This window comes from Thiothrix litoralis (assembly GCF_017901135.1).
GTDB lineage: Bacteria > Pseudomonadota > Gammaproteobacteria > Thiotrichales > Thiotrichaceae > Thiothrix > Thiothrix litoralis.
In genome coordinates this window covers 1,876,429-1,898,715 of the sequence record NZ_CP072801.1, presented here as the reverse complement: position 1 = coordinate 1,898,715, position 22,287 = coordinate 1,876,429, and the positions used below count along the sequence as shown (strand labels likewise).

Annotated in this window: 28 protein-coding genes; 14 read left to right on the top strand and 14 right to left on the bottom strand. The window is 53.0% G+C overall.

Features of this window, described 5'->3' with window-relative positions:
• Positions 1-35: 35 nt before the first annotated feature.
• From J9253_RS09190 to J9253_RS09175, 4 genes are read left to right on the top strand one after another with little or no spacing between them, the layout of a single operon-like run.
• Positions 36-3,086, top strand: a complete 3,051-nt coding sequence (locus J9253_RS09190; RefSeq protein WP_210224291.1) for a type I restriction endonuclease subunit R — start codon at positions 36-38, stop codon at positions 3,084-3,086.
• Positions 3,076-3,450, top strand: a complete 375-nt coding sequence (locus J9253_RS09185) for a CidA/LrgA family protein (RefSeq protein ID WP_210224290.1) — start codon at positions 3,076-3,078, stop codon at positions 3,448-3,450. Before J9253_RS09190 ends, J9253_RS09185 begins: the two co-directional genes overlap by 11 nt.
• Positions 3,440-4,171, top strand: coding sequence for an LrgB family protein (locus J9253_RS09180; RefSeq protein ID WP_210224289.1), 732 nt, complete (start codon positions 3,440-3,442; stop codon positions 4,169-4,171). The genes J9253_RS09185 and J9253_RS09180 overlap by 11 nt, the downstream gene beginning before the upstream one ends.
• Positions 4,153-4,509, top strand: coding sequence for a hypothetical protein (locus J9253_RS09175; RefSeq protein ID WP_210224288.1), 357 nt, complete (start codon positions 4,153-4,155; stop codon positions 4,507-4,509). The genes J9253_RS09180 and J9253_RS09175 overlap by 19 nt, the downstream gene beginning before the upstream one ends.
• 2 nt (positions 4,510-4,511) lie before the next feature.
• On the opposite strand, the gene J9253_RS09170 is transcribed toward J9253_RS09175, so the two are convergent.
• Complete coding sequence (locus J9253_RS09170; protein ID WP_210224287.1) at positions 4,512-5,000, bottom strand: hypothetical protein; 489 nt, start codon at positions 4,998-5,000, stop codon at positions 4,512-4,514.
• An 80-nt stretch (positions 5,001-5,080) separates the two neighbouring features.
• Between J9253_RS09170 and J9253_RS09165 the strand changes: the two genes are divergently transcribed.
• Positions 5,081-6,334 carry an MFS transporter gene (locus J9253_RS09165; protein WP_210224286.1) on the top strand — a complete coding sequence of 418 codons (1,254 nt, stop codon included), beginning with the start codon at positions 5,081-5,083 and terminating at the stop codon, positions 6,332-6,334.
• 64 nt (positions 6,335-6,398) lie between these two features.
• On the opposite strand, the gene J9253_RS09160 is transcribed toward J9253_RS09165, so the two are convergent.
• From J9253_RS09160 to J9253_RS09150, 3 genes are all read right to left on the bottom strand, one after another.
• Complete coding sequence (locus J9253_RS09160) at positions 6,399-6,653, bottom strand: hypothetical protein (RefSeq protein WP_210224285.1); 255 nt, start codon at positions 6,651-6,653, stop codon at positions 6,399-6,401.
• A 170-nt stretch (positions 6,654-6,823) separates the two neighbouring features.
• Positions 6,824-7,903 (bottom strand): agmatine deiminase family protein, encoded by a 1,080-nt coding sequence (locus J9253_RS09155; protein WP_228291555.1) that lies wholly within the window; start codon positions 7,901-7,903, stop codon positions 6,824-6,826.
• A 34-nt stretch (positions 7,904-7,937) separates the two neighbouring features.
• Entirely contained in the window at positions 7,938-8,186 is a 249-nt protein-coding gene (locus J9253_RS09150) for a hypothetical protein (protein ID WP_210224283.1), read from the bottom strand.
• 124 nt (positions 8,187-8,310) lie between these two features.
• On the opposite strand from J9253_RS09150, the gene J9253_RS09145 reads away from it, so the two are divergent.
• Positions 8,311-8,847: a gamma carbonic anhydrase family protein gene (locus tag J9253_RS09145; RefSeq protein ID WP_210224282.1), complete on the top strand. Its 537-nt coding sequence runs from the start codon at positions 8,311-8,313 to the stop codon at positions 8,845-8,847.
• Positions 8,848-8,871: 24 nt separating this feature from the next.
• On the opposite strand, the gene J9253_RS09140 is transcribed toward J9253_RS09145, so the two are convergent.
• The 3 genes from J9253_RS09140 to J9253_RS09130 are packed head-to-tail and all read right to left on the bottom strand — an operon-like array spanning position 8,872 to position 10,753.
• Entirely contained in the window at positions 8,872-9,201 is a 330-nt protein-coding gene (locus J9253_RS09140; RefSeq protein ID WP_210224281.1) for a rhodanese-like domain-containing protein, read from the bottom strand.
• An 11-nt stretch (positions 9,202-9,212) separates the two neighbouring features.
• A complete protein-coding gene (gene chrA, locus J9253_RS09135; RefSeq protein WP_210224280.1) occupies positions 9,213-10,523 on the bottom strand; it encodes a chromate efflux transporter in 1,311 nt (436 codons plus the stop codon).
• A complete protein-coding gene (locus tag J9253_RS09130) occupies positions 10,520-10,753 on the bottom strand; it encodes a heavy-metal-associated domain-containing protein (protein ID WP_210224279.1) in 234 nt (77 codons plus the stop codon). Before J9253_RS09130 ends, chrA begins: the two co-directional genes overlap by 4 nt.
• A gap of 117 nt (positions 10,754-10,870) precedes the next feature.
• Between J9253_RS09130 and cls the strand changes: the two genes are divergently transcribed.
• From cls to J9253_RS09105, 5 genes are all read left to right on the top strand, one after another.
• Positions 10,871-12,319 (top strand): cardiolipin synthase, encoded by a 1,449-nt coding sequence (cls, locus tag J9253_RS09125; protein ID WP_228291554.1) that lies wholly within the window; start codon positions 10,871-10,873, stop codon positions 12,317-12,319.
• Between the two features lie 52 nt (positions 12,320-12,371).
• Entirely contained in the window at positions 12,372-13,235 is an 864-nt protein-coding gene (locus J9253_RS09120) for a DUF72 domain-containing protein (RefSeq protein WP_210224278.1), read from the top strand.
• A 91-nt stretch (positions 13,236-13,326) separates the two neighbouring features.
• Complete coding sequence (rpmB, locus tag J9253_RS09115; protein WP_028487721.1) at positions 13,327-13,563, top strand: 50S ribosomal protein L28; 237 nt, start codon at positions 13,327-13,329, stop codon at positions 13,561-13,563.
• 20 nt (positions 13,564-13,583) lie between these two features.
• Positions 13,584-13,754, top strand: coding sequence for a 50S ribosomal protein L33 (gene rpmG, locus J9253_RS09110; RefSeq protein WP_028487722.1), 171 nt, complete (start codon positions 13,584-13,586; stop codon positions 13,752-13,754).
• A gap of 83 nt (positions 13,755-13,837) precedes the next feature.
• Complete coding sequence (locus tag J9253_RS09105; protein ID WP_210224277.1) at positions 13,838-14,323, top strand: SRPBCC family protein; 486 nt, start codon at positions 13,838-13,840, stop codon at positions 14,321-14,323.
• 2 nt (positions 14,324-14,325) lie between these two features.
• Here the strand turns inward: J9253_RS09105 and folK are convergent, their stop codons facing one another.
• The 5 genes from folK to J9253_RS09080 form a co-directional block, all read right to left on the bottom strand.
• The gene (gene folK, locus J9253_RS09100) at positions 14,326-14,829 is read right to left on the bottom strand and encodes a 2-amino-4-hydroxy-6-hydroxymethyldihydropteridine diphosphokinase (RefSeq protein WP_210224276.1); all 504 of its coding nucleotides are present in this window, start codon (positions 14,827-14,829) and stop codon (positions 14,326-14,328) included.
• Complete coding sequence (gene folB / locus J9253_RS09095) at positions 14,811-15,182, bottom strand: dihydroneopterin aldolase (RefSeq protein ID WP_210224275.1); 372 nt, start codon at positions 15,180-15,182, stop codon at positions 14,811-14,813. Before folB ends, folK begins: the two co-directional genes overlap by 19 nt.
• Before the next feature lie 50 nt (positions 15,183-15,232).
• On the bottom strand, positions 15,233-15,514 hold the full coding sequence (locus J9253_RS21310; RefSeq protein WP_407701790.1) for a zinc ribbon domain-containing protein: 282 nt from the start codon (positions 15,512-15,514) through the stop codon (positions 15,233-15,235).
• A 138-nt stretch (positions 15,515-15,652) separates the two neighbouring features.
• Positions 15,653-16,129 (bottom strand): glycine zipper 2TM domain-containing protein, encoded by a 477-nt coding sequence (locus J9253_RS09085; RefSeq protein ID WP_210224274.1) that lies wholly within the window; start codon positions 16,127-16,129, stop codon positions 15,653-15,655.
• A gap of 79 nt (positions 16,130-16,208) precedes the next feature.
• Entirely contained in the window at positions 16,209-16,487 is a 279-nt protein-coding gene (locus J9253_RS09080; protein WP_210224273.1) for a glycine zipper 2TM domain-containing protein, read from the bottom strand.
• Positions 16,488-16,730: 243 nt separating this feature from the next.
• Here J9253_RS09080 and J9253_RS09075 point away from each other — a divergent pair, with 243 nt between their 5' ends.
• Entirely contained in the window at positions 16,731-17,951 is a 1,221-nt protein-coding gene (locus J9253_RS09075) for a glycosyl hydrolase family 18 protein (RefSeq protein ID WP_210224272.1), read from the top strand.
• A gap of 24 nt (positions 17,952-17,975) precedes the next feature.
• Here the strand turns inward: J9253_RS09075 and J9253_RS09070 are convergent, their stop codons facing one another.
• Positions 17,976-19,157 carry a M20 aminoacylase family protein gene (locus J9253_RS09070; RefSeq protein ID WP_051542594.1) on the bottom strand — a complete coding sequence of 394 codons (1,182 nt, stop codon included), beginning with the start codon at positions 19,155-19,157 and terminating at the stop codon, positions 17,976-17,978.
• 106 nt (positions 19,158-19,263) lie between these two features.
• On the opposite strand from J9253_RS09070, the gene J9253_RS09065 reads away from it, so the two are divergent.
• Positions 19,264-19,911 carry a hypothetical protein gene (locus tag J9253_RS09065; protein ID WP_210224271.1) on the top strand — a complete coding sequence of 216 codons (648 nt, stop codon included), beginning with the start codon at positions 19,264-19,266 and terminating at the stop codon, positions 19,909-19,911.
• 72 nt (positions 19,912-19,983) lie between these two features.
• The gene (gene mltB / locus J9253_RS09060; RefSeq protein WP_210224270.1) at positions 19,984-21,141 is read left to right on the top strand and encodes a lytic murein transglycosylase B; all 1,158 of its coding nucleotides are present in this window, start codon (positions 19,984-19,986) and stop codon (positions 21,139-21,141) included.
• Positions 21,142-21,188: 47 nt separating this feature from the next.
• On the opposite strand, the gene corA is transcribed toward mltB, so the two are convergent.
• Positions 21,189-22,142: a magnesium/cobalt transporter CorA gene (corA, locus tag J9253_RS09055; protein ID WP_210224269.1), complete on the bottom strand. Its 954-nt coding sequence runs from the start codon at positions 22,140-22,142 to the stop codon at positions 21,189-21,191.
• Positions 22,143-22,287 lie beyond the last annotated feature (145 nt).

The window sequence follows — 22,287 nt, the reverse complement described above, 5'->3', positions numbered from 1 at the left end:
TGTTTCGCAATTGGGTTTCAGTTTAAAGGGCAAACATGGCAAGTCAAACCAACGAACAGGCATTTGAAGCCGCGATCGAAAAACACCTGTGCGGTATTTCTTCGGAAGAATGGAAGAAGCTGGGTGAAACTGCTGGTCTGTATAATGTTGGCTTCGGCTCCGCTAAGCTAACGGGAAGTGGCTACCAAATCGGCAACCCCAGCCGTTTCAATAAACAGTATGCCCTCGATGAGCAGTTTTTCTGGCAGTTTTTGCAAACCACGCAAGCCGAGGAATTGGCAAGGCTGCAAAAGCACAGCCCAAGTGATTGGCAGCGCAAAATTCAGGAACGCTTCGACCGTTTGATCAAAAAACACGGCATCCTGCACATGCTGAAAAAGGGTTTGAGTGTCGATGATGCCCACTTTCACCTGATGTACCCCGCGCCCTTGGCAAGCAGCAGCGCCAAGGTAAAGCAACAGTTTGCCGCCAATCTGTTCAGTTGCACTCGCCAGGTACGCTATTCCAGCGCCAACCCGCTGCAAGAAATCGACATGGTGTTGTTCCTCAACGGCATTCCCTTGATCACGCTGGAGCTGAAAAATGCCTGGACAGGGCAAACCGCCCGCTACCACGGGCAAAAGCAATACCGCGAAGACCGTGACATCACACAGCCTTTGCTGACTTTTGGGCGTTGTTTGGTACACATGGCGGTGGATACCGATGAGGTCTACATGACCACCAAACTGGCGGGAAAAAGCACCTTCTTCCTGCCTTTCAACAAAGGCCACGCCGAAGGGCAGGGCAATCCGCCCAACCCGCACGGGCATAAAACCGCCTATCTGTGGGAAGAGGTGTTCGCGCCGGAAAGCCTCGTCAATATTATCCAGCACTTTGTGCGGCTGGATGGCAGTAGCAAAAACCCGTTAGACAAGCGCACTTTGTATTTCCCGCGTTATCACCAGCTCGATGTGGTGCGTAAGCTGATCAACCATGCCGCCACGCATGGGGCAGGGCAAACCTACCTGATTCAACATTCCGCCGGTTCGGGCAAATCCAACTCGATTACGTGGGCAGCGTATCAACTGATTGAAGTGTATGCCGCTGGCAGCACCCAACCCCTATTCGATTCCGTGATTGTGGTGACAGACCGCCGCCTGCTGGACAAGCAATTGCGCGATAACATCAAAGAATTTTCCGAGGTGAAAAACATCATTGCCCACGCCCACAAGTCATCAGAGCTGAAGGCGGCGTTGGAAGGCGGCAAGAAGATCATTATCACCACTATCCAGAAATTTCCATTCATTATTGATGGGATTGCCGACCTCAGTGACAAGCGTTTCGCGGTGATTATCGACGAAGCTCACAGTTCCCAATCCGGTTCAGCGCATGACAATATGAACCGCGCAATGGGATCGGTGGCGGAGCGAAGTCGAAGCCAAGACGAAGACAGCGAAGATGCCCAGGAAAAAATCCTGCAAGCGATGCGTTCGCGTAAGATGCGTGGCAATGCCTCCTACTTAGCGTTTACCGCCACCCCGAAAAACACCACCCTGGAAAAGTTTGGGCAAAAACAATCCGACGGATCTTTCCAGCCCTTCCACTTGTATTCGATGAAACAGGCGATTGAGGAAGGCTTCATTCTGGATGTACTCGCCAATTACACCACCTACAAAAGTTATTACGAAATCCAGAAATCCATCGCCGACAATCCACACTTTGACACCAAAAAGGCGCAGAAAAAGCTGCGTGCTTACGTCGAGCGTTCGCAGCACACCATCAACACCAAAGCTGAGATCATGCTGGAGCATTTCATCCCGCAGGTCGTGACGGCCAAAAAGCTCAAGGGCAAAGCCAAGGGGATGGTGGTCACGCAGAATATTGAAACCGCCATCCGTTACTATCAAGCCATTACCCGCTTACTGGTAGAACAAGGCAACCCGTTCAAAGCCCTCATCGCCTTTTCGGGCAGTAAAACCGTGGATGGTATTGAGTACACCGAAGCTGACGTGAATGGTTTTGCCGAAGCCGATACCAAGGACAAATTCGATACCGATGAATACCGCTTGTTGGTCGTGGCGAACAAATACCTGACGGGTTTCGACCAGCCCAAGCTGTGCGCCATGTATGTGGATAAGAAACTCGCCAGCGTGTTGTGTGTACAAACCCTGTCGCGCCTCAACCGTTCCTCGCCCAAGTGGGGCAAGAAAACCGAAGACCTGTTCGTGCTGGATTTCTTCAATACGGCCGAAGACATCAAGACGGCCTTTGACCCGTTCTATACGTCGACCTCCTTGTCGGAAGCCACGAATATCAATGTGCTGAACGATCTGAAAGATGAGCTGGATGCGGTAAGCGTTTACGAATGGGATGAGGTGGAGAACTTTGTGACGCGCTATTTCAACAATGAAGACGCGCAAACCTTAAGTACTGTGATTGATGTAGCGGCTGAGCGTTTTAACCGCGAGTTGGAACTCGACAACAATGCCAAAGTGGATTTCAAGATCAAAGCCAAGCAGTTCGTGAAAATTTACGGACAAATGGCTTCCATCATGCCGTATGAAAGGGTGATGTGGGAAAAGCTGTTCTGGTTTTTGAAGTTCTTGATTCCGAAGTTAAAAGTCGCTGACCCTGATGCCGAATTGCTGGATGAATTGCTGAACTCGGTGGATTTGAGCACTTACGGTTTGCAACGGGTGAAGTTGAACCATGCCATTGCCCTGGATGCTGTGGCCTCGGCATTAGATCCACCAAACCCCAATCCACGCGGAGCGTATGATACAGGGGGCGATACTGATACCTTGGATGACATTATTCGCACCTTCAACGAACGTTGGTTTCAGGGTTGGAGTGCTACGCCGGAAGAACAGCGGGTGCGTTTATGCAGTATGGCGGAGTCCATCAAGTCACACCCCGATTTTCACGACAAGTACCAAAATGAACACGACCCGCATAACCAGCATCTGGCGTTTGAGAAACTCTTCAAAGAAGTCATGTTGCAGCGGCGCAAGGATGATCTAGCGTTTTACAAACTATTCGCGGGTGATGCCGCGTTCAAAACGTCGTTGATGCAGAGTATGCAAAGGATGGTTGCTCATGTCCCCTAACTTTTTAAATGGCATCACCATTCTGCTGGTGTACCAACTGGTGGGCGAAGTGAGCGCCCGTTTATTGAACCTGCCCGTGCCCGGCCCGGTGATTGGCATGGTATTGCTGTTCCTGACGCTATTGTTGCGCAATGGGTTGGAGCAGGTGGTGGAACCGGCCGCCAGTGCCTTGCTGAGTCATTTGTCCTTGCTGTTTGTGCCTGCGGGCGTGGGGGTAATGGTGCATTTCGGGCGGATTGGGCATCAATGGCTGCCGATCAGTGCGGCGCTGCTGTTCGGTACGCTGATTACCTTGGCGGCTACGGCCTTGGTGATGCAAGGGGTGCAACGCCTCATGGGTAAGAGGGGTTCCGATGACGCCTGACAATAATCTGGCACAAATATGGGTGTACTTGTCCGCCTCGCCATTGCTCGGTTTGACGATTACCCTGATTGCCTATGGGCTGGCGTATCGGGTTTATGTGTGGGCGCAGTTTAACCCTTTGCTGAACCCAGTGGTGACGGCGGTGGGCTTGCTGATTGCGTTGTTATTGCTGACCAATACGCCGTATCAGGATTATTTCGCTGGGGGGCAATTTGTACATTTCCTGTTAGGGCCTGCGACGGTGGCGTTGGCGATTCCGTTGTACCGGCAGTTCGGCAAGTTGAAAACGCTGTGGTTGCCGGTGTTGGTGGCACTGCTGGTCGGGGTGACGGTCGGCGGTGGCAGTGCCGTTGGCATTGCATGGTTGCTGGGGGCGGATGCGCAAACCTTACTGTCGCTTGCGCCCAAATCAGTGACTGCACCCGTGGCGATGGGGATTGCGGAACGGGTCGGCGGTATTCCTTCCCTGACGGCGGTGCTGGTGGTGATGACGGGAATTGTCGGGGCAGTGTTCGGAACCAAGCTGTTCGATTTGATGCGTATCCGCGATGATAGCGTGCGCGGCATTGCGATGGGCGTAGCAGCGCATGGTATTGGTACGGCGCGGGCGTTTCAGGTGAGTGCCGAAATGGGGGCGTTTGCCGGGTTGGCAATGGCCTTGTCGGCGTTTGTGGCGTCGGTGCTATTGCCGTGGTTATTGGGATGGATAAGGTGGGTGTGATGGTATTGAACAAGGCGTTGGCGGCATGGGGTTCGGAAGATTTCCAGAACGTTTTTAAGCAGGAAGTGCAGGCGTTGGGAACAGCGGCTTTACCCTTGCAGGCAGGCATGGCGCACAGCAGCCATGTGAGTGGCGATGCCATGACCGTTATGGTGTTGGATGTGGCGGAAACCCCCAGCCTGCTTCAGGTCAGAACGGGCATTTTTTACGCCGGGGTAATTGCCGGAAGTTGTTGTGCGGATGACCCCAGCCCGGTGTGCGAACAGCAGGAATATTGCGAGCTGCGTTTCGACATTGACCGGGTGAGCGCTGGGACAAGCGTGGTGTTACTGACGTAAGGTTATTTTACGCTGCCTTTGGGCGGCGGCACTTGTATGCCGGGGGCGGAACCCACCCGCGCCATGTCAATCGGGTACGACTGGCTCTCTACCGTGCCGTAGTGGTCAGCACGGATTTTGGCATCATCGTAGTAACCTCGCAGGCTTTGGGTATGATTGTCGTCTTCACCCATGATCAGATAAAGACGGTGTTCGTTTTGCGCATAGGCCGGGTCACTGGAGGCTTCATCCGCGTGCAGGTACAGGAAGGGGTAAGTCGCGAGCTGCCCGTAGAAAAACTCAGGTGTCGAGTCCGTGTAGGTTTTGCCGTTAATGGTGAAACGGGCATCTTGCGGGGTGATTTTCAGGGAAATATCGGGGCTTTGACTGCGCCACTCGCCATCGTAAATCCCTTTGTCGACGGCGGCGACCGGGGTGTTCAGAGTGGCTGCCGTGATGAGTAAGCAAGCACACGCCCACGTTACGGGCTTGAACCGTTGTTCTAATTTCATGATGTTCTCCTAGCGTTTTGGGTATTATTGATTTATCACTATTTTAGCCGATTTATACCGATAAAGGGGAACAGGGAGTGATGAATCTTACCACTACGACTCGCCAGCGCTGGGCGTGGGCGTTTTATGACTGGGCGAATTCGGCCTTTATCACCACGGTGATGGTGGCGTTTTTTCCGATTTTTTTCCGTAAATATTGGGCGAATGGTTTGCCGTCGGAAGATATTACCTTGCACCTGGGCACGGCGAATGCTTTGGCGAGTGTCTCGATCATGTTGCTTGCGCCTTTTTTGGGGACAGTGGCGGATCAGGGCGGTATTAAAAAGCCGATGATGGCGGCCTTTGTTACCTTGGGGGTGTGTGCCACTTTGGGGCTGACGCTGGTCGGTGAAAGCCAGTGGCAATGGGCAATGTTTGCCTTTGTACTGGCGGTGGTGGGCTTTTTGGGGGCAAACATTTTCTACGATTCGCTGCTGGTGGATGTGGCGGAGGAAAAAGATTTTAACCGGGTATCCGCTTTGGGGTATGCGCTGGGTTATTTGGGCGGTGGTTTGCTGTTTGCGGTGTGTGTGTTGCTGACTTTGAAGCCGGAATGGTTTGGCTTGGTAGATAAAACGGCGGCAGTGCGTTGGGCATTCGGGATTACGGCGGCTTGGTGGGCGTTGTTTTCAATTCCGTTGTGGTTGTGGGTGCGGGAACGTGCGCCAGCACAGGCGGTGCGCCCGTCGTTGCCGGTGTTGTTGCGCCAGTCGGTGGGGCAGTTGCGGGATACTTTTCGGCATATTCGCCAGTTACGGGTGGTATGGCTGTTTTTGCTGGCGTATTGGTTCTATATCGACGGGGTGGATACGGTTATCCTGATGTCGGTGGATTATGGCAAGGCGCTGGGGTTTGCCGATGATAGTTTGATTACGGCTTTGTTGATTACCCAGTTCATTGCGTTCCCGGCGGCCTTGGTGTTTGGCTGGGTGGGCAATAAATGGGGGGCGAAACGCGGTATTCTGGCTGGTCTGGCGGGCTATGTGCTGATTACTATCATGGCTTCGCGGATGGAGAATGCGCAGGAGTTTTACCTGTTGGCGGCATCGGTAGGGCTGGTGCAGGGTGGGGTGCAAGCGTTGAGCCGTTCCTTGTATGCGAGTTTGATTCCGGCGGAACAGGCGGCGGAATTTTTCGGTTTCTACAATATGCTGGGTAAGTTTGCGGCGGTATTGGGGCCGTTGTTGGTCGGCTGGGTCGGTGTGTTAACAGGTTCGCCACGTTTGGGCTTGCTGGCAGTGTTGTTGCTGTTTGGTTTGGGGGCGTGGTTATTGTGGAAAGTACCACGCGATTAAGGCTGGTGAAAAACCGCAGGGGCGTGATATTCACGCCCCTAGGTTAGCTAATGACGTTGCAGTATCAGGCTGACAGCAATTGCTGGCCTTGATGACCCAGCATGACTGGCTGTGCCGGAAGTGGTCTGCCAACCATGCGGCCGCTTTCATCGTAACGGTAAATGAGGCTGCCTTTTTGTACGCTGATGGTCGTGGATGTGTGGTGTTTTAGGCCATCTTCAGGCCAACGCCCTGGTGCTGAAATGGAAGTGATTTGCTTTCCATGCTGGTCATAAATGTAAATTAATGACCCTTTTTGTATGGCATGTCCGATGCTCATGATTCTCTCCTCGTATGGTAATGACAATTTTTACTATTATTGGATATAAGGGGCTATCCCTTAGAGGGTATCATACCAGTCTGCCACTCGGAGGAGTATCAGATGAACGTAGGGTTAGCCCCTGTTGTACAGAGGCAACCGCTTGTCGGGGAAATGTTACCGCTGGTTGTTTAGGCTGGTTCTTGCTGCGTGGTGCAGTGGATGCTACCGCCACCTGCGGCAACGCCATCCACGTTGATTTGCTCAATTTTTCGGCCGGGAAAGGCTTTTTGTAAGGTGGCTTTTGCCTTGCTATCGGCCTGTTTGTCGCCGAATTCCTGCATGATGACTGCGCCATTGCACACGTAATAACCGATGTAACCGGCGGCGAAATCCTTGGTTTCGTAGGTTTCGCGTACCGTTTCAGGGCCTTCCAGCGTTAATACTTGCAGCTTGTTGCCTTGCGCATCCGTGGCGGCTTGCAGGATTTCCAGATGCCGCTGGGTGACGGCGTGATCGAAGGAGGCCGGGTCAGGGTCGTAACCGGCGACGACTACACCGGGGCGGGCAAAACGTGCGTAGAAATCGGTGTGCCCGTCGGTGATGTCCTTGCCCTTGATGCCCGGCAGCCAGATGATTTTATCCAGCCCCAGCAAGGGCATGAGGGTGTCTTCAAACTGTGCTTTGGACATGCCGGGGTTGCGGTTGTTATTGAGCGTGCAGCTTTCAGTCATGATGGCAGTGCCGTGCCCATCCAGCTCAAAGCAGCCGCCTTCCAGCACCAGCTTGGTGGAAATGACTTCCACGCCTGCTTGTTTGGCGATGAAGGCGGCGACCTTGCTGTCTTGCCCATGCTGTTGCTTGTTGCCCCAGCCGTTGAAGTTGAAATTGATCGCTGCCTTGTGACCCTGTTCGGTGAGGACAAAGGCGGGGCCGGTGTCGCGCATCCACAAATCATCCAGCGCTGATACGACCAGTTCCACTTTGCTATCCAGCAGTTTCCGCGCCAGCTCGACCTCGTTTTCACGCACCAGCAGGGTGACGGGTTCGTATTTGACTATGGTGTTGGCGATGGTGGCAAGGCTGCGGCGGGTTTCTGGCAGCAATTTCTTGCCCCAGATGGCCGCGCTGGCACCGAATGCCATCCAGGTGCGGGTGTGGCGTTCACCTTCGTCGGGCATGTACCACTCGCGGGGCGTGCTGGTGGCGGCCAAGGCGCTGCCTTGCATTCCCAGCAGGCTGGCGGTGGAGGCGAGTAAGGTGGATGTCATAAAGTGTCGGCGGGTCATCATGGTTTTGGCTTCTTCAATACGGTGCTACATCATCATAACGGACGTGAATTTCCTGGCTGATTTTCTCCAGTTGCCGGTACAGCGCATCCGCCTCATTCCCGATTTGTCGCATCATGCGCAAGTGATGCATCTGCTCGTTGCCTTTGGCGGCTTGCAGGTTCCTGACCCACCTTACCTGTTCTTGCGCTTTGCTATCAGCCCTTTTTTTTATTTCTTTGTATTGGGATACTAGCGAAAAATAATTGGAATCTTTTTGCGTCATGAAACTCTTCCCACATGAATTGATTTAACGCACTTGAGATGTTATCAGGATTATAACGTCCTGTTTCAAGAGCTGCTGTATTAATTTATACTGCAACGCATCATTAGTTGAGGAAATCTTTACCATGACCATTAAACGTTTTGAAAATCACCAGCCCGATATTCACGCTACTGCGTATGTGGATGACATGGCTTACGTCAGTGGCCAAACCACGCTGGCAGAAGGCGTTTCGGTGTGGCCTAGTGCAGTGGTGCGCGGCGATATTAACCGCATCACGATCGGGCGGCTGAGCAATGTGCAGGATGGCGCAGTGCTGCACGTTACCCACGGTGGTGAATACACCCGCCCTGACGGTTTGCCGCTGATTATCGGCGAGGAAGTGACCATCGGGCATCGCGCCGTGTTACACGCCTGTACTATCGGCAATCGTTGCTTGGTGGGGATGGGTGCAATCGTGCTGGATGCTGCCGTGGTGGAAGACGACGTAATTATCGGTGCAGGCAGCCTCGTGCCCCCCGGCAAGGTACTGGAAAGTGGTCATTTGTACGTGGGTAGCCCGGTTAAACAGGCACGTCCCCTGACTGAGAAGGAACGCGCTTATTTGCGGTATTCCGCCGAATATTACCGCAAGCTGGCGGCGCGGACGCTGGCTTCTGCTTAGCCCAAGGCGTTTTGGCGGTTGTGGTTACGCTTTTGGTGCCGGTTTTGCCACGACTTTACCGCCGGATGCTTTCCAGCCTTCCAGACCGCCTTCGATGAAACGTGCTTTCACGCCGTCGGCTTGCAGGCGATCCACCACGCTATTGCTGACGCCACCGCCGCGCACGCAGTAAATCACCACGTCGTGGATGCGTGGTACGGCGCTCATCCATTCGTCGATCCGCTCAGGGTCTTTCCAGAATGACCACTCAACCATTTCGTGGGAGGCTTCGCGGTCTTCCTTGCGGCGTACATCCAGCACCAAGGCAGTGTCAGCAATCGTGGCAAAATCTTGCGGTGTAATAGTCCGTTCCATGATGCAGTTCCTTAAAATAACGGTAATAACATGCTGTACGTCAGGCCAATCGCTGCGCTGGCCGAGATAACGTGCATTATATCGGCTTTGTATTTCCATAAGGCAACAAAAGCCGCCACTGCAATGATGACCGTAAACCACTCGAACGGTTGCGCAAACGGCGTTTCCCCCGTGCCGTTAGGCCAGAAAGTGTGCCATGCAAAAAACACCGCCAAATTCATGATGACGCCGACTACCGCAGCAGTCACGCCAGTGAGTGGCGCGGTAAATTTCAAGTCATTACGGGTACTTTCCACCACGGGCCCGGCGGCGATGATGAACAGGAATGAGGGGAGGAAGGTGAAAAACGTTGCGACTGCCGCGCCAGCCAAACCTGCACCCATGTAGCCAACCCAAGTGACGATCATGATTAATGGCCCTGGTGTGGTTTCACCCAGCGCCAAGCCATCCATCATTTGCGCCCCGGTCAACCAGCCGTAGTGTTCCACCCCGCCTTGATAGACGTAAGGCAATACCGCATACGCCCCGCCGATGGTGAGAAACGCGGCTTTGGTGAAGAAGCTGGCCATCGCTGCCAAGCCTTGATTGCCAGACAACGCCCACATGGCTATCGCCCAGATGCTCGCGAAAACCACCAGCGTCACACAGAGTTTCGCCCATGAAAATTGGGCGTGGGAGGGTGTAGGGGTATGGTCGTCAATCACTGCCGCGCCGTATTGCTTGTGGGATGCACCGTGCCCGCCACCGCTTTTGAATTTATCTGGCATGACTTTACCGCCAATCACGCCCAACAGCGCTGCGGCCAACACAATCCACGGGAAGCCAATATCAAACACAAAAATGGCGACGAAAGCCAAGATTGCCATGCCCCACAGGATGTTGTTCTGCAAGGCTTTCGAGCCAATGCGCCACGCCGCAAACAGCACGATTGCCACCACCGCTGGTTTTATCCCATAGAATAAGCCTTGCACCAGCGGCACATCTCCCCACGCGAGGTAGATGGCGGCTAATGAGGATAGCAATATAAAGGCAGGCAGGAAAAACAATACCCCGGCCATCACTCCACCGACGACACCGTGCAACAACCAGCTAATGTAAATCGCTAGTTGGGTCGCTTCTGGCCCCGGCAGCAACATGCAAAAGTTCAGGGCATGTAAAAATCGCTGCTCTGAAATCCAGCGTTTGCGCTCCACCAAGTCGGTGTGCATCATCGCAATTTGCCCCGCAGGGCCACCGAAACTGATGAAACCCAGTTTTAGCCAATAACGGAAGGCTTGCCCCAAGGTTGGTGTGACGGGCGGTGTCTGTGGTCTTTCGCTCAAAGCCCGATCAAGGCGGCATGGTAGCCACGATCCCGGACAGTACTCAGTATGTCGTAAGAGTAAGCTTGCTCGGGATCATAATCCACTACCATTAGATGACGCGTGCGTTCATTTATGCACGCTGAGCGGATGCCGTGGGAAAAGGACAGGTCATGTTCCAGTGTGTGGATTTCCATGTCGGAAAGTTCTTCGTCGATATGCATCACGACGGCTACATCGTATCTGTTCATGAGGGATCTCCTGTATCAGGTTACGCCCAACCCACGGTAGGACGTGTGCCGCCGACTGTCAAAAACAACTACATTTCATGTTTGAATCCGCCTACAGTAATAGCGGAATGTTTTTTGATGAAAGGGGCGGATTTGATTGCTTACCTGACAAGCTGGCTGAATACGGGGTTGTTGTTGTTTGACGTGTTCATCATTGCCATCCTGTTACCAATCGTGGTTCAGCAGCGCCGCGAGACGGGCGCGACCTTGGCGTGGGTGCTGGTGATTGTGTTGCTACCGTTCATCGGCTTGCTGAGCTTTTGGCTGTTTGGCACGACCCGTCTGCACTTGCGTCGCCGTAAACGTCGTAAGGTGGAGGAGAAATTTGCCCGTGCGCTGGAACGGGTGCAGATTAACCTCGATGGTGAGCAATACATCGCGGGTATTTCCCCTTCCTTACTGACGCTGGTTAACAAGCTGGATGATATTGGCCCGTTGGGTGGCAACGCAGTCGAGGTCATGCGCGAAGGTGACGCGCTCTTTGATGCGTTGGAAAACGCGTTTGATGCGGCAACTCAGCATATCCATCTGGTCTATTACATTTGGGAAACCGATTACACCGGAACCCGTTTGCGCGATGCTTTGAGCCGGGCGGCGCAACGTGGCGTCAAGGTCAGGCTGTTGGTGGATGACGTGGGTTCGCGGCAAGCCAAGGCGAGTTTCTTTGCGCCCCTGCTGGCGGCAGGCGGGCAGGTGGGGCGCTTCCTGAGGGTGAATGTCTTCAGCCGTCAATTGAACCTTAACAACCGTAACCATCGCAAGATCGTCATTATTGATGGCAATCTGACCTTTACCGGCGGGATGAACGTGGGTGATGTCTACGCGGGCAGGGGTGAGCCGTGGCAGGATTTGCACGCTCGCATTCAGGGGCCGGTGGCGTATACCTTGCAGGAAGTGTTCTGTCAGGATTGGTATCACGCGACCGGCGAAGATTTGGTGAGCGACACCTATTTCCCGGTGATTCCCGATGCGGGCAATATTTGCGCCCAGTTTCTTGCCAGCGGGCCTGCGGATGAGCGTTGGCAGGCGATTCATACGGTATTGTTTGCGGCGATGAATTTGGCGTGCCAGCGTATCTGGATTGAAACTCCGTATTTCGTGCCTGATCGGCCGATCCTGATGACGTTGCAAACAGCAGCATTACGTGGGGTGGATGTGCGCTTGTTGTTGCCGGGGCGTTCTGATCATCCGCTGGTGTTGTATGCGGGGCGTTCCTTTATTGATGATTTACTGGCAGCGGGGGTCAGGGTGTTTGAAATGTACCATGCGATGCCTCACGCGAAGGCGATGATGATCGACGGTAATTTTGCCACGCTGGGTTCGGCGAATATGGATCAGCGCAGTTTCCGCCTCAATTTTGAAGGCAATATGTTCTTTTACGGAACGGAGATTGCGGGCAAACTGGAGCAGGATTTTCTGACAGTGTGTGCCAACGCGAAAGAAGTCACGGAATCGCAGCGCCGCCGTTTGGGTAAACGTCAACGTTTGGCGGAGAGTGCCGCCCGCTTGCTGTCCCCTTTGTTGTAACTGTTTGATATTTTATGCTAAGATTTTGATAATTAAGTATTAGGGGCAAGCCATGCAGCCACTACCGTATTATCTGGGTTTACCGTTATGGTCAAACACGCACTGGAAAGGTTCTTTATTCGGTGCTGATGCCAAACCCGCCGACTTTCTGGCGCAATACGCGCAGGTGTTTAATGCGGTGGAAGGCAATACGACGTTCTATGCCGTGCCATCCGCCGAGATGGTGAGCCGCTGGTTGGCGGTGACACCGGAGAGCTTTCGTTTCAGCTTCAAGTTCCCGCGCACGATTACCCACCAGCATTATTTGATTCACGCGGCGAAAGAGACGCAGGAATTCTTGCATCGTCTGTCACCACTGGGGCAGCGGATGGATGGGCTGATGGTGCAATTGCCTGCGACGTTTTCGCCCAGCGAGTTGTCGATGCTGGAAAGTTTCCTGCGTAGTTTGCCTCGGGATTACCAGTATGCGGTGGAAGTGCGTCACCCGGCCTTTTTTACCCACGCGGCTTCGCGGGCTGCTTATAATGCCTTGCTGGAAGACCTTGGGGTGGATCGGGTGATTTTTGACAGCCGCCCACTACATGCGGCTGCACCGCTGGATGCGGCAACCCGTGAAGCGCAAAGCCGCAAACCACGTCTGCCGGTACAACTGGATGTGACGGCAGCGCAGCCTGTGTTGCGTTACATTGGACACCCGGTGCTGGAAGCCAACCATAACTGGTTGGATCGTTGGGTGGCGCAAACGGCGAGGTGGTTGGCGGAGGGTAAGCGCCCGCGCATTTTCCTGCATACCCCGGATAATCATTTGGCTCCAGCTCTGGCGCGGTTATTCCACACCCAGTTGCAGCAGCGAGTGCCAGAACTGCCTGATTTACCGGCTTTGATAACGGCACCAGAACAGGCACTGCTCTTATGAAAAAAAGGCGCAGTCGGGTTGCTTGCAAAGGGTGCTTCTGGTATCCTCACGCGCCTTTAGAGTTTAAGAATCGCAGATCTGGAGTATCCCGATGTCTCGTGTATGCCAAGTAACAGGTAAGCGTCCGGTCACAGGTAATAATGTGTCCCACGCTAACAACAGAACCAAACGCCGTTTCCTGCCTAACCTGCACGCGAAACGTTTCTGGGTGGAAAGTGAAGGACGCTGGGTGCGTCTGCGCGTTTCTACCAAAGGTATGCGTATTATCGACAAGCTGGGTATTGACACCATCCTTGCCGACATCCGCGCCCGTGGCGAAAAAGTTTAATCAACCGGAGGTAACAGCGAATGGCTAAGAAAGGCGGTCGTGATAAAATCAAGCTGGTTTCTTCCGCAGGAACTGGATTTTTCTATACTACAACCAAGAACAAGCGTACTACGCCGGACAAATTAGAGTTCAGCAAGTACGATCCGGTTGTGCGTAAACATGTCATGTTTAAGGAAGCCAAAATCAAGTAATTGATTGGTTTCCTGCGATTCTTTCAAAAGCCCGGCACTGCCGGGTTTTTGCGTTTACGAAAACTGCGATGGAACACACTATCATGTGGATTGTGATAAGCATTGGTATTTTGTTGGTATTAATGCCCCTATTTTTGGGATTTTTGATGTCCCCCTATCAGCAGGTCACGCGAGTGGAGCTGATCAAGGCATCCGCTGATGCTGTTTGGGAAGCGTTAAGTGATTTATCTCAGCAGGCACTTTGGCGTACTGACTTGGCCAAGATGCAAATGCTGGATGATGATGAAGGCTTGCGTTGGGTCGAACAAGCCGCTGGTGGTCAGCCTGTTGTATTGCGCAAGATCAAGGAAACACCATTGAAAGAGCTATTGCTCGACCTGAGGCAGAAGGGCAGCAAGGGCACTCGCCAAGTCCGACTGAGTGCCGTGCCGGGCGGGACGCGGGTGACATTCACCGAAACGCTGGAAACGCATACCGCGATTGGGCGCATCAAGACGCGTATGAATGGTAACCCCGACAAGCGTCTGGATCATTTTATCCAGCAGTTAAAAACTCGCTTTACGGTTTGAGGTTACGCGCGTTTTTTGTTGCTGCAATCCAGTCGAATGATGTTCAAGGTGTTGCGCGGCAAGGCTGAGTTGCCCGCAACTTCGGCAATGGTCTGTTTCAGGCCAGGGTGTAGCGCCTCGGGGGCGATTTCTGCCAGCGGAAAGAGCACAAAGGGGTAAGCCAGAATATCGCTGTGTGGCAGATTGTGTTCGGGGCGCAAATCCAGTGTGTCGTAGAGCAGCAAGTCCAAATCTAGCGTCCGCGCACTGAATTTTTTCTCACCCCGCAAGCGTCCGTGTGCCGTTTCCAGATCCCGTAAGTACTGTTTCAAAGCATTGGGTGTTAGCTCAGTGGTGAAACCAGCCGCGAGATTGAGGAAGGGTTCCCCCACAAAGCCGACGGCGGGTGTTTCATACACTTGTGAAAAGACTATATCGGCGAAGTCGTGCCGGAGCTGCTGCATACAAACACAAAGGTTGGCTTCGCGGTCGATATTGCTGCCTAGGCTCAGGTAGACGCTTGCCATTGGCGATTTCCCCGTTCAATCCTCACACCGACTTCGCTGGAGCCGCGTACTGCGCCCGGTTTGCCTACTGTGACCTGCATCCAGGGGATATGCAGCTCCTGCATTAAGGTGTCGGCAATGGTTTCTGCCAGCCGTTCCACCAGTTCGTAATGGTCGCTTTCCACAAGTTCCATGACACGTTTGGCGGCGGTTTTGTAATTGAGGGTGTCTTTGATGGCATCGCTGGCAGCGGGGATGCGGTTATCCCAGCCCATTTCCAGATCAATGCGAATTTTTTGCAGGATGCGCTTTTCCCATTCGTAAATACCGATGCGGGCATCGAGGCGCAGGTCGCGCACATAAACTATATCCATACATTACTCTTATTGTCAGTTAGGGTATGGATTTTGACATCCTCCCCTCCCTAAAGGAAGGGGATTCCTCCTACGAGACGGCTATGCCCAGCCGCGAGAATGTTCCGAGCTGCATTGACATCTCTGTCGTGCAGCGTGCCACACTCGGCACACGTCCATTCTCTTATTCCAAGTCCTGCCCTACCTTTCGGACTGCTGGCGGAAATACTGCCGCAACACGAACTCTGACCGATAGCGTTTTGAGGGATGTTGTAGGGGTAGTCATCAGCCGATGATGACCCGTTTAGGCGTGAGTGACAACGGGGAAATGGTATGAAAGGCAGGAGATGCACGACTAACGGATAGGTTAGCTAAAGACGCTTATATCCCTGACCTGGAGGACGGGACTTTACGCGAATATTGGTAATACAGATCCCCATGCCCTGTGAAAAAGGGTATGGGGTAAGGGAATTACTGTCAGTCAGGATAGGTTAGCGGTTGAGTTGCCACTGACCACGGCTGTCTTGACAGGCTTGTGTTTGGATATTCTGGCTTCTGCCATCAATCGTGCCGACGATGTTGACAGGGCGGCAAACCGTGCTTTGGTTATTGACGTTGGCGCGGTAAACCTGGCCGGGCGTGACATTGTACTGGTTGCCCGTGGTGGGGTTTTGCCAGCTTGCGGGACGCCCGCTGTAAACGGATTGACCAAGGTATTGTTGGTCGCGGCTATCCAATTGTGCTCCCCACTGGCTGCCAAGGTAGCTACCTAACGCCGTACCGAGGATGGTCATAGCGGTTTTGCCTTGCCCATCCCCTAACTGGTTGCCTGCAACGCCACCTAGGACGGCACCCAGCATTGAGCCAGTTTGTGCATTATTCATAGGGGCAGAGCCTACACACCCGGCAAGCATCAAAACAGATGATAGGGCGGCTACTGCGAGTGGGGTTTTAATAAACATTTTCATCGTGGACACTCCTTATCCGATCAATCTGATCGGGGAAAAACCGGCAACCCGGATGGCAGGTTGCCAGTCGAAACGAGGCTTAGTAGCCCCGACCGTAATACGGTGCTGGCTGTTGCTGAGGCTGTTGATAGTAACGGTCTTGTTGTGTTCCAACTTGACCCCCCACCGCACTACCGACCATTGTGCCAACGATAGTGGCTGCCGTTTTGCCTTCACCTTGACCAAATTGGTTACCCGCAACGCCACCGAGGACTGCACCTGTCATTGCGCCAGTTTGTGCGTTGCTCATAGGGGCACCGCAAGCAGATAACGCCGCTGCCAGTGCGAGGGCGCTCAGTGAATAAGTAACGGTTTTCATGTATAGCTCCTTAGTAAAAATTATGTTTTTTGGGCTTTTGCCACGTTTTTCCAATTTCTGGTGTTTTCTTAGAGTGGCCTACTCGTAGAGTAGTTCACGAAGAGTGCCATTATTTTGGGGATTTCGCACATTAAATTTTAGAGAGAATCTTGTTTTTGCCTGCAATCTTGATTCGTTGGTTTTATGGGATGCGGTATTCAGTTAATATACAGGTTTTCAGGGCTTTAGAATTGGGGATAAACCATGCACATGACCGTCAAAACGCTGGCAGCTTTGTTGTTGAGCATCGCAGTATGGGTGCTGCCGTACACCAGCAATGCGGGTGAGAAAATTACCAAACCTTGGGTCACGGGCTATTTACCTGCTTATGAGCAAAGTAGTGATGGTTCCATTGCCTTTATGGATGAGGATGATTGGAAGATGGTCACGCACATTGTACATTTTGCCGCGCATCTGAACTCCAATGGCAGTTTGAAGTTTGAAGGGAGCGGTAGTGAGGATATTAACCCAACAAAAAGGGCGGCTGCTATTACTGCTGCACATAGCCACAGTGTACCGATCCTGTTCAGTGTGGTTGAACCTCAGGAAATTTACAGGGATGTGTTGGCTAATACAGGCTACCGGCAAACGCTGATCAATAGTCTGGTGGCTATACTGGACGAAGGCTACGATGGTTTGGACATTGACTTGGAACCCATTACACCTTGGGGATCGGCAGTCAATTCCAATTACGAACTGTTTATCACCGAACTCCATGCGAAGATGAAGCAGGAGTACATCGACAAGGGCAAGAAAACACCTTTACTGGAACGGCCTTTGCTGACGATTGCAGGCGGTTCCGATGGCCGGGAAGCCACATTGCTGGCTCGGCATCAGGATATGATTGATCAGATCAATATCATGTTTTACAACATGGTGGATACCAATCTGACGCAGACTTGGCATGACTCTGCCCTGTATTCCAGTAGCTCTTCTTACCCTTCCATTGATGCTAGTATCAACACCTATCTTGAGGCAGGCATTCCCGCCAGCAAGCTGGGGTTGGGGGTGAGTCTCGAAATGCGCCTGTGGAAAGGTGGAGTAGTGACTGGTTCAAGCGATGGTGTAACCCAGCCAAAACAGTCATGGACGACTCAACCCCAGGACTGGATCACTGGCGCTCCGCTAGATAGTGTGGCTCAACTGATGCAGAACTACTACCAACCGGCCTATTACCACTGGGACAAAGATGCACGGGCTGCCTACTTGAGTATCAATAATACGGGCTCTGCCAACGACATGTTCATTTCCTACAATGACCCACGTTCGGTGACAGAAAAAATCGACTACATCAAGCAAAATGGCTTGGGCGGGTTGATGTTGTGGCATTTGCGACTGGATTACCAACCGGAAAAGCCTGTGGGTCAACGTCGCCCCATTATGAAAGCTGTGCGTAAAGCCTTGCACACGGGAGCAGGCAAATAACCTGTCCCCGTTGGTGTGGGTATGTTAACGGCACAAGTGCTGCACTAACCGCACCCAGTAACTTGCTCCTAGTGGCAAGATACTGTCGTTGAAATCGTAGTGCGGGTTGTGCAGGGCGCGGCTTTCGGTGGCGTCACCGTTGCCGATCCAGATGTAAGCACCGGGGCGTTCTTCCAGCATGTAGGCGAAATCTTCTGCGCCCATGCTGGGAGGCGGATTCCATTGCACCCCAGCTTCACCCGCTAGTTCAGTGGCGACCTGATAACAGGCTTCGGCATTGGCGTGATGGTTGATGGTGGCCGGGTAGCCTTCCAGAAAACGCACGCTGGCGCTGGCATCAAAGGCTTGCGCAATATGTTCCACCACGGTTTGCAGGCGTTGCTTGAGCAGCTTACGGTCTTGCGGATCAAGGCTGCGGATTGTGCCATGTAAGCTAGCCGTTTCCGGGACGACGTTGTAAGCACCACTGCCGCCAACCATGCGGGTAATGCTAACGACACCGGCATTGCTGGGTTTCAGGTTACGAGCCACGATGCTTTGCGCGGCAGTAATAATGTGCCCCGCGACCAGGATAGGGTCGGTAAAGGTATCCGGCATCGCCGCGTGACCACCATTCCCCTTGATCTCAATATCGAAACTGTCGGTGGAAGCCATTACTGCCCCGGCATGTACTGCAAATTGCCCCGAAGGAATCCCCGGCCAGTTATGCATTCCGTAGATTTCAGCAATCGGGAAGCGTGTGAATAGCCCTTGGTCAATCATACGCTTCGCCCCAGCATTGCTCTCTTCGGCAGGTTGGAAAATGAAATAAGCCGTGCCTGCAAAATCGGGGTTTTGCGCCAAAATAGTGGCAGCGCCCAGCAGCATGGTGGTATGCCCATCATGCCCGCAGCCGTGCATTTTGCCGTGGTGGCACGAAGCATGGGCAAAGGTATTCAGTTCAGTCAGAGGCAGGGCATCCATATCCGCGCGTAGCCCAATGTGCTTGTCGCCGGGGTGCTTGCCGTGCAGCACGGCCACCACGCCAGTTTCGCCAATGCCGGTATGCACGTCCAAACCTAAGGCGCGTAAACGTTGCGCCACCTGTTCGCTGGTGCGGAATTCTTCGTAAGCCGTTTCCGGGTGTTGGTGAATATCGCGCCGCCATTGCTGCATATCGGCGTGCAGGGCGTGGCTGGCGGCAATAGGGTCGAGTTTAGCGGTCATGCGGTAATCCTTTCTTTTCATAGGTAGTCGCGATTTTATAGGGCATGTCTGGTATTCTTCTTACTCTGATACCTTTCCAATATTAACACTGTCAGGTCGTGATCTCATGAAAACACCACAACGTATAATGCTGGCGGCAACACTCTTGGCAGTAGGCCATGTGCAAGCGCAAGATCCAGCAGCACCACAAACTTTGACTTTTCCACCTCAGGCGATGAACAGTAATCAGGTTCAGTATCCGGGGGTAGCGCAACCGGGGCCGCGCTTCCCGAATCAGGCCTATATGCAGCAAGCGCCAGCTACTGCCTATTACCCCAATACTTACCAGAACACGTATAGCCCTTACCAGAACTACGCTTATCCGGGGTATACGCAGGGTTACTACCCTTATGCGCAACAGCCTTACGCACAGCAACAGCAAGCCTATAACCCTTACATGATGCAGCAGCAACGGATGATGCCTGCTTACCCGATGCGTCCGCCTGTCCCGCAGAAAAAGGTAGTCAAGCCGTGGGGGGATACCCGTTATATCTGGCCTGATTTTTATACCGATTTTACCGGCGATGCTTTTGATAAAATGATCAATGCGCCCTACGATATGGGGCGTATGCCGGGCGGTTGGCAGTTTCCATCCATCAGTATGCCAGACCCGGTAACGGTTAGCGACGCGATTGCTAATCAGGTTCCGCCCTTTGCAGAGGAGTCTAGCAACATGATTCCTTTGGATGACATCGGTAATATGAGACCTTTTTAAGCTGTTATTGGCGTGCTAGACTATTAGTCTGTTTATTAGTTAAAATAATTTTAGTCTATGTTGGAGGCTTTCATGTATTTGCCAAGGAATTCTTTTGCCCGGGGCGCGGTGGCATTATTGGCGTTGAGTTTGGGGGCGTGTAGCTCGACGCCAGAAAAACCGGAAACAGCGGACAACAGTTCCAGTTCCCAGCAAGTGGTTCAGAAACCGGTGGTACAGCCTAAGCCTAAGGCTGATCAGGCACAGGTTGTTAGCTATGGGGGTAAAGGGGTTGGTCATTATTCAGCAGGGGCGTTGAGTGGTGATTTTGCCGGTAATTCGAGTTTGCTGGGGTTCATCGACAATATGGTGCGTACCCAAGGGTTTGATCGTAACTACCTGTACGGTGTATTTTCTCAGGTACGTAACCGTGATGATGTAGCCCGGTTGTGGGCGAGTACCAGTTCTGACCCCGGTAGCCCAAAAGGCTGGAATGCTTACCGTGACCGTTTCGTGACGGCTGCGAATGTGCAACGTGGTGTAGCATTCTGGCAGCAAAATGCACCTTATTTGCAGCGGGCGCAACAGCAATACGGGGTTCCGGCAGAATACATCATTGGTATCATGGGCGTGGAAACCCGTTGGGGGCGTATCCTCGGCAAGCATCGGGTTATTGATGCGCTTACCACGTCGGCGATTGTTAACCAGCGCCGTAGCAAGTTCTTTTTTGATGAGTTGAAAAACTACATGCTCATGACCCGTAGCGAGCGTATGGATCCGCTGTCGCCCAAAGGTTCTTTCGCGGGTGCAATGGGGTATGGTCAGTTCATGCCTAGCAGTTTCCACGGTTATGCGGTCGACTTCGATGGTGATGGCGTGCGGGATCTGTGGAATCCACACGATGCGATTGGTAGCGTTGCCAATTACTTCGCCAAACACGGCTGGCAACAGGGTGGGGAAGTTGCCGTACCTGCACAGGTCAGCTCCAATACCTACGCCAATGTGCCGGATGGTTTCAAAGTCAAATATTCCATGTCTGACCTGAGTCGCATGGGGGTTGCACCCAAGTATGGCAAAGGTTCCTCAGGCCCGGTGCATTTGCTGGCGTTAAGCACGGTGCCGAATGGCTATAAAGAGCCGTGGGTGGGTTACAAAAACTTCTACGTGATTACCCGTTACAATCACAGCAACTATTATGCGATGACCGTGCACCTGCTGGCGCAAGCCGTGCGCGAGCGAGTCGGCAAATAAGAACCGTAGGGGCGCCCTCCGTGTGCGCCCTCTTCGCCTTCTGTCCCCTAGATCCAGCCCTTACGTTTGAAATACCAGTAGGGCATGACTCCCGCCAAAATCATTAAACCAATCGCCATCGGGTAGCCAAAGACCCAATCCAGCTCCGGCATCACCCGGAAGTTCATTCCGTACAAACTGGCCACCAATGTCGGCGGCAGGAATACCACGGCAGCAATCGAAAACATTTTGATAATTTTGTTTTGCTCGATATTGATGAAGCCTTGGGTAGTGCCCATCAAGAAGTTGATTTTGTCGAACAGGAAGGTGGTGTGTGACATCAGGGTTTCAATGTCGCGGATGATTTCCGGGATAATTTCCTGAGCTGCCTGAGTATCGCGCAGGTGGCGTTGCAGGAAGGAGATGGAGCGCTGGGTATCCATCAAGCACAGACGCACTTTACCGTTGCTGTCTTCCAGTGCGGCAAGGTCGTCGATGGCGCTTTCCAGATCGGTATCGGTTTCTTCGAGAACTTTGTGACTGGTGATTTCTAGCTCATGGTGTAAGTCTTCGATGGTATCCGCAAGGTTTTCGACTTTTTGCTCAAACATGGTCAGCAGCAAATGCCGGGGGCTGCGTACTTCGACTTGCCCACGCCGCGCCCGCATTCTCAATAAGCGGAAATCTGCCAGTTCCTGTTCGCGCACGGTAATGAGTCGATCTGGTTGGAGAATGAAGGCTACGGTGGTGGTATCCATGCGCCCTTCGCTTTGGGTCACAAACAGGGAATGCACGTGGATGCCGCTGCTATCAATGAAATAGCGGGCAGAAGATTCGATTTCCTCGACATCATCCGATTCTGGCAATTCGGTATGCAGCAAGATTTCGAGGCGGTCGCGCTCTTCGTCAGACGTATCCTGAGCGTCAATCCAGCCGGTATGGGAAGTGGCGTAGTCCAGCAGGTCAGCACTCAGTTTGTGTTCGAGCAGCCTGCCATCTGCAAAGCCGAAAAATCGTAACATTGCCTGTCTCCGGTTGATGAAGCCGCTGCTACCTGCAAGGCGGGGCTATTGTAACAGCCTCTTGATAGGATGCCAGTGCGAGGCGACAAAAAGGATTCTGGACAAACGGTATGTCGTAGTATAAACCTACGTTTTTTTAACATCC

Coding starts and splice junctions, on each gene's coding strand:
- folK (WP_210224276.1), bottom strand. CDS start 14,829: ATGGCAAGCGTCTACCTGAGCCTAGGCAGCAATATCGACCGCGAAGCC.
- J9253_RS09070 (WP_051542594.1), bottom strand. CDS start 19,157: ATGACCGCTAAACTCGACCCTATTGCCGCCAGCCACGCCCTGCACGCC.
- corA (WP_210224269.1), bottom strand. CDS start 22,142: ATGTTACGATTTTTCGGCTTTGCAGATGGCAGGCTGCTCGAACACAAA.
- J9253_RS09130 (WP_210224279.1), bottom strand. CDS start 10,753: ATGAACAGATACGATGTAGCCGTCGTGATGCATATCGACGAAGAACTT.
- J9253_RS09065 (WP_210224271.1), top strand. CDS start 19,264: ATGAAAACACCACAACGTATAATGCTGGCGGCAACACTCTTGGCAGTA.
- J9253_RS09180 (WP_210224289.1), top strand. CDS start 3,440: ATGACGCCTGACAATAATCTGGCACAAATATGGGTGTACTTGTCCGCC.
- J9253_RS09075 (WP_210224272.1), top strand. CDS start 16,731: ATGCACATGACCGTCAAAACGCTGGCAGCTTTGTTGTTGAGCATCGCA.
- cls (WP_228291554.1), top strand. CDS start 10,871: ATGAAAGGGGCGGATTTGATTGCTTACCTGACAAGCTGGCTGAATACG.
- J9253_RS09105 (WP_210224277.1), top strand. CDS start 13,838: ATGTGGATTGTGATAAGCATTGGTATTTTGTTGGTATTAATGCCCCTA.
- folB (WP_210224275.1), bottom strand. CDS start 15,182: ATGGATATAGTTTATGTGCGCGACCTGCGCCTCGATGCCCGCATCGGT.
- J9253_RS09085 (WP_210224274.1), bottom strand. CDS start 16,129: ATGAAAATGTTTATTAAAACCCCACTCGCAGTAGCCGCCCTATCATCT.
- J9253_RS09190 (WP_210224291.1), top strand. CDS start 36: ATGGCAAGTCAAACCAACGAACAGGCATTTGAAGCCGCGATCGAAAAA.
- rpmB (WP_028487721.1), top strand. CDS start 13,327: ATGTCTCGTGTATGCCAAGTAACAGGTAAGCGTCCGGTCACAGGTAAT.
- J9253_RS09155 (WP_228291555.1), bottom strand. CDS start 7,903: ATGACATCCACCTTACTCGCCTCCACCGCCAGCCTGCTGGGAATGCAA.
- J9253_RS09160 (WP_210224285.1), bottom strand. CDS start 6,653: ATGAGCATCGGACATGCCATACAAAAAGGGTCATTAATTTACATTTAT.
- J9253_RS09080 (WP_210224273.1), bottom strand. CDS start 16,487: ATGAAAACCGTTACTTATTCACTGAGCGCCCTCGCACTGGCAGCGGCG.
- J9253_RS09150 (WP_210224283.1), bottom strand. CDS start 8,186: ATGACGCAAAAAGATTCCAATTATTTTTCGCTAGTATCCCAATACAAA.
- J9253_RS09170 (WP_210224287.1), bottom strand. CDS start 5,000: ATGAAATTAGAACAACGGTTCAAGCCCGTAACGTGGGCGTGTGCTTGC.
- J9253_RS09185 (WP_210224290.1), top strand. CDS start 3,076: ATGTCCCCTAACTTTTTAAATGGCATCACCATTCTGCTGGTGTACCAA.
- J9253_RS09145 (WP_210224282.1), top strand. CDS start 8,311: ATGACCATTAAACGTTTTGAAAATCACCAGCCCGATATTCACGCTACT.
- J9253_RS09120 (WP_210224278.1), top strand. CDS start 12,372: ATGCAGCCACTACCGTATTATCTGGGTTTACCGTTATGGTCAAACACG.
- J9253_RS09175 (WP_210224288.1), top strand. CDS start 4,153: ATGGATAAGGTGGGTGTGATGGTATTGAACAAGGCGTTGGCGGCATGG.
- mltB (WP_210224270.1), top strand. CDS start 19,984: ATGTATTTGCCAAGGAATTCTTTTGCCCGGGGCGCGGTGGCATTATTG.
- J9253_RS09140 (WP_210224281.1), bottom strand. CDS start 9,201: ATGGAACGGACTATTACACCGCAAGATTTTGCCACGATTGCTGACACT.
- rpmG (WP_028487722.1), top strand. CDS start 13,584: ATGGCTAAGAAAGGCGGTCGTGATAAAATCAAGCTGGTTTCTTCCGCA.
- J9253_RS09165 (WP_210224286.1), top strand. CDS start 5,081: ATGAATCTTACCACTACGACTCGCCAGCGCTGGGCGTGGGCGTTTTAT.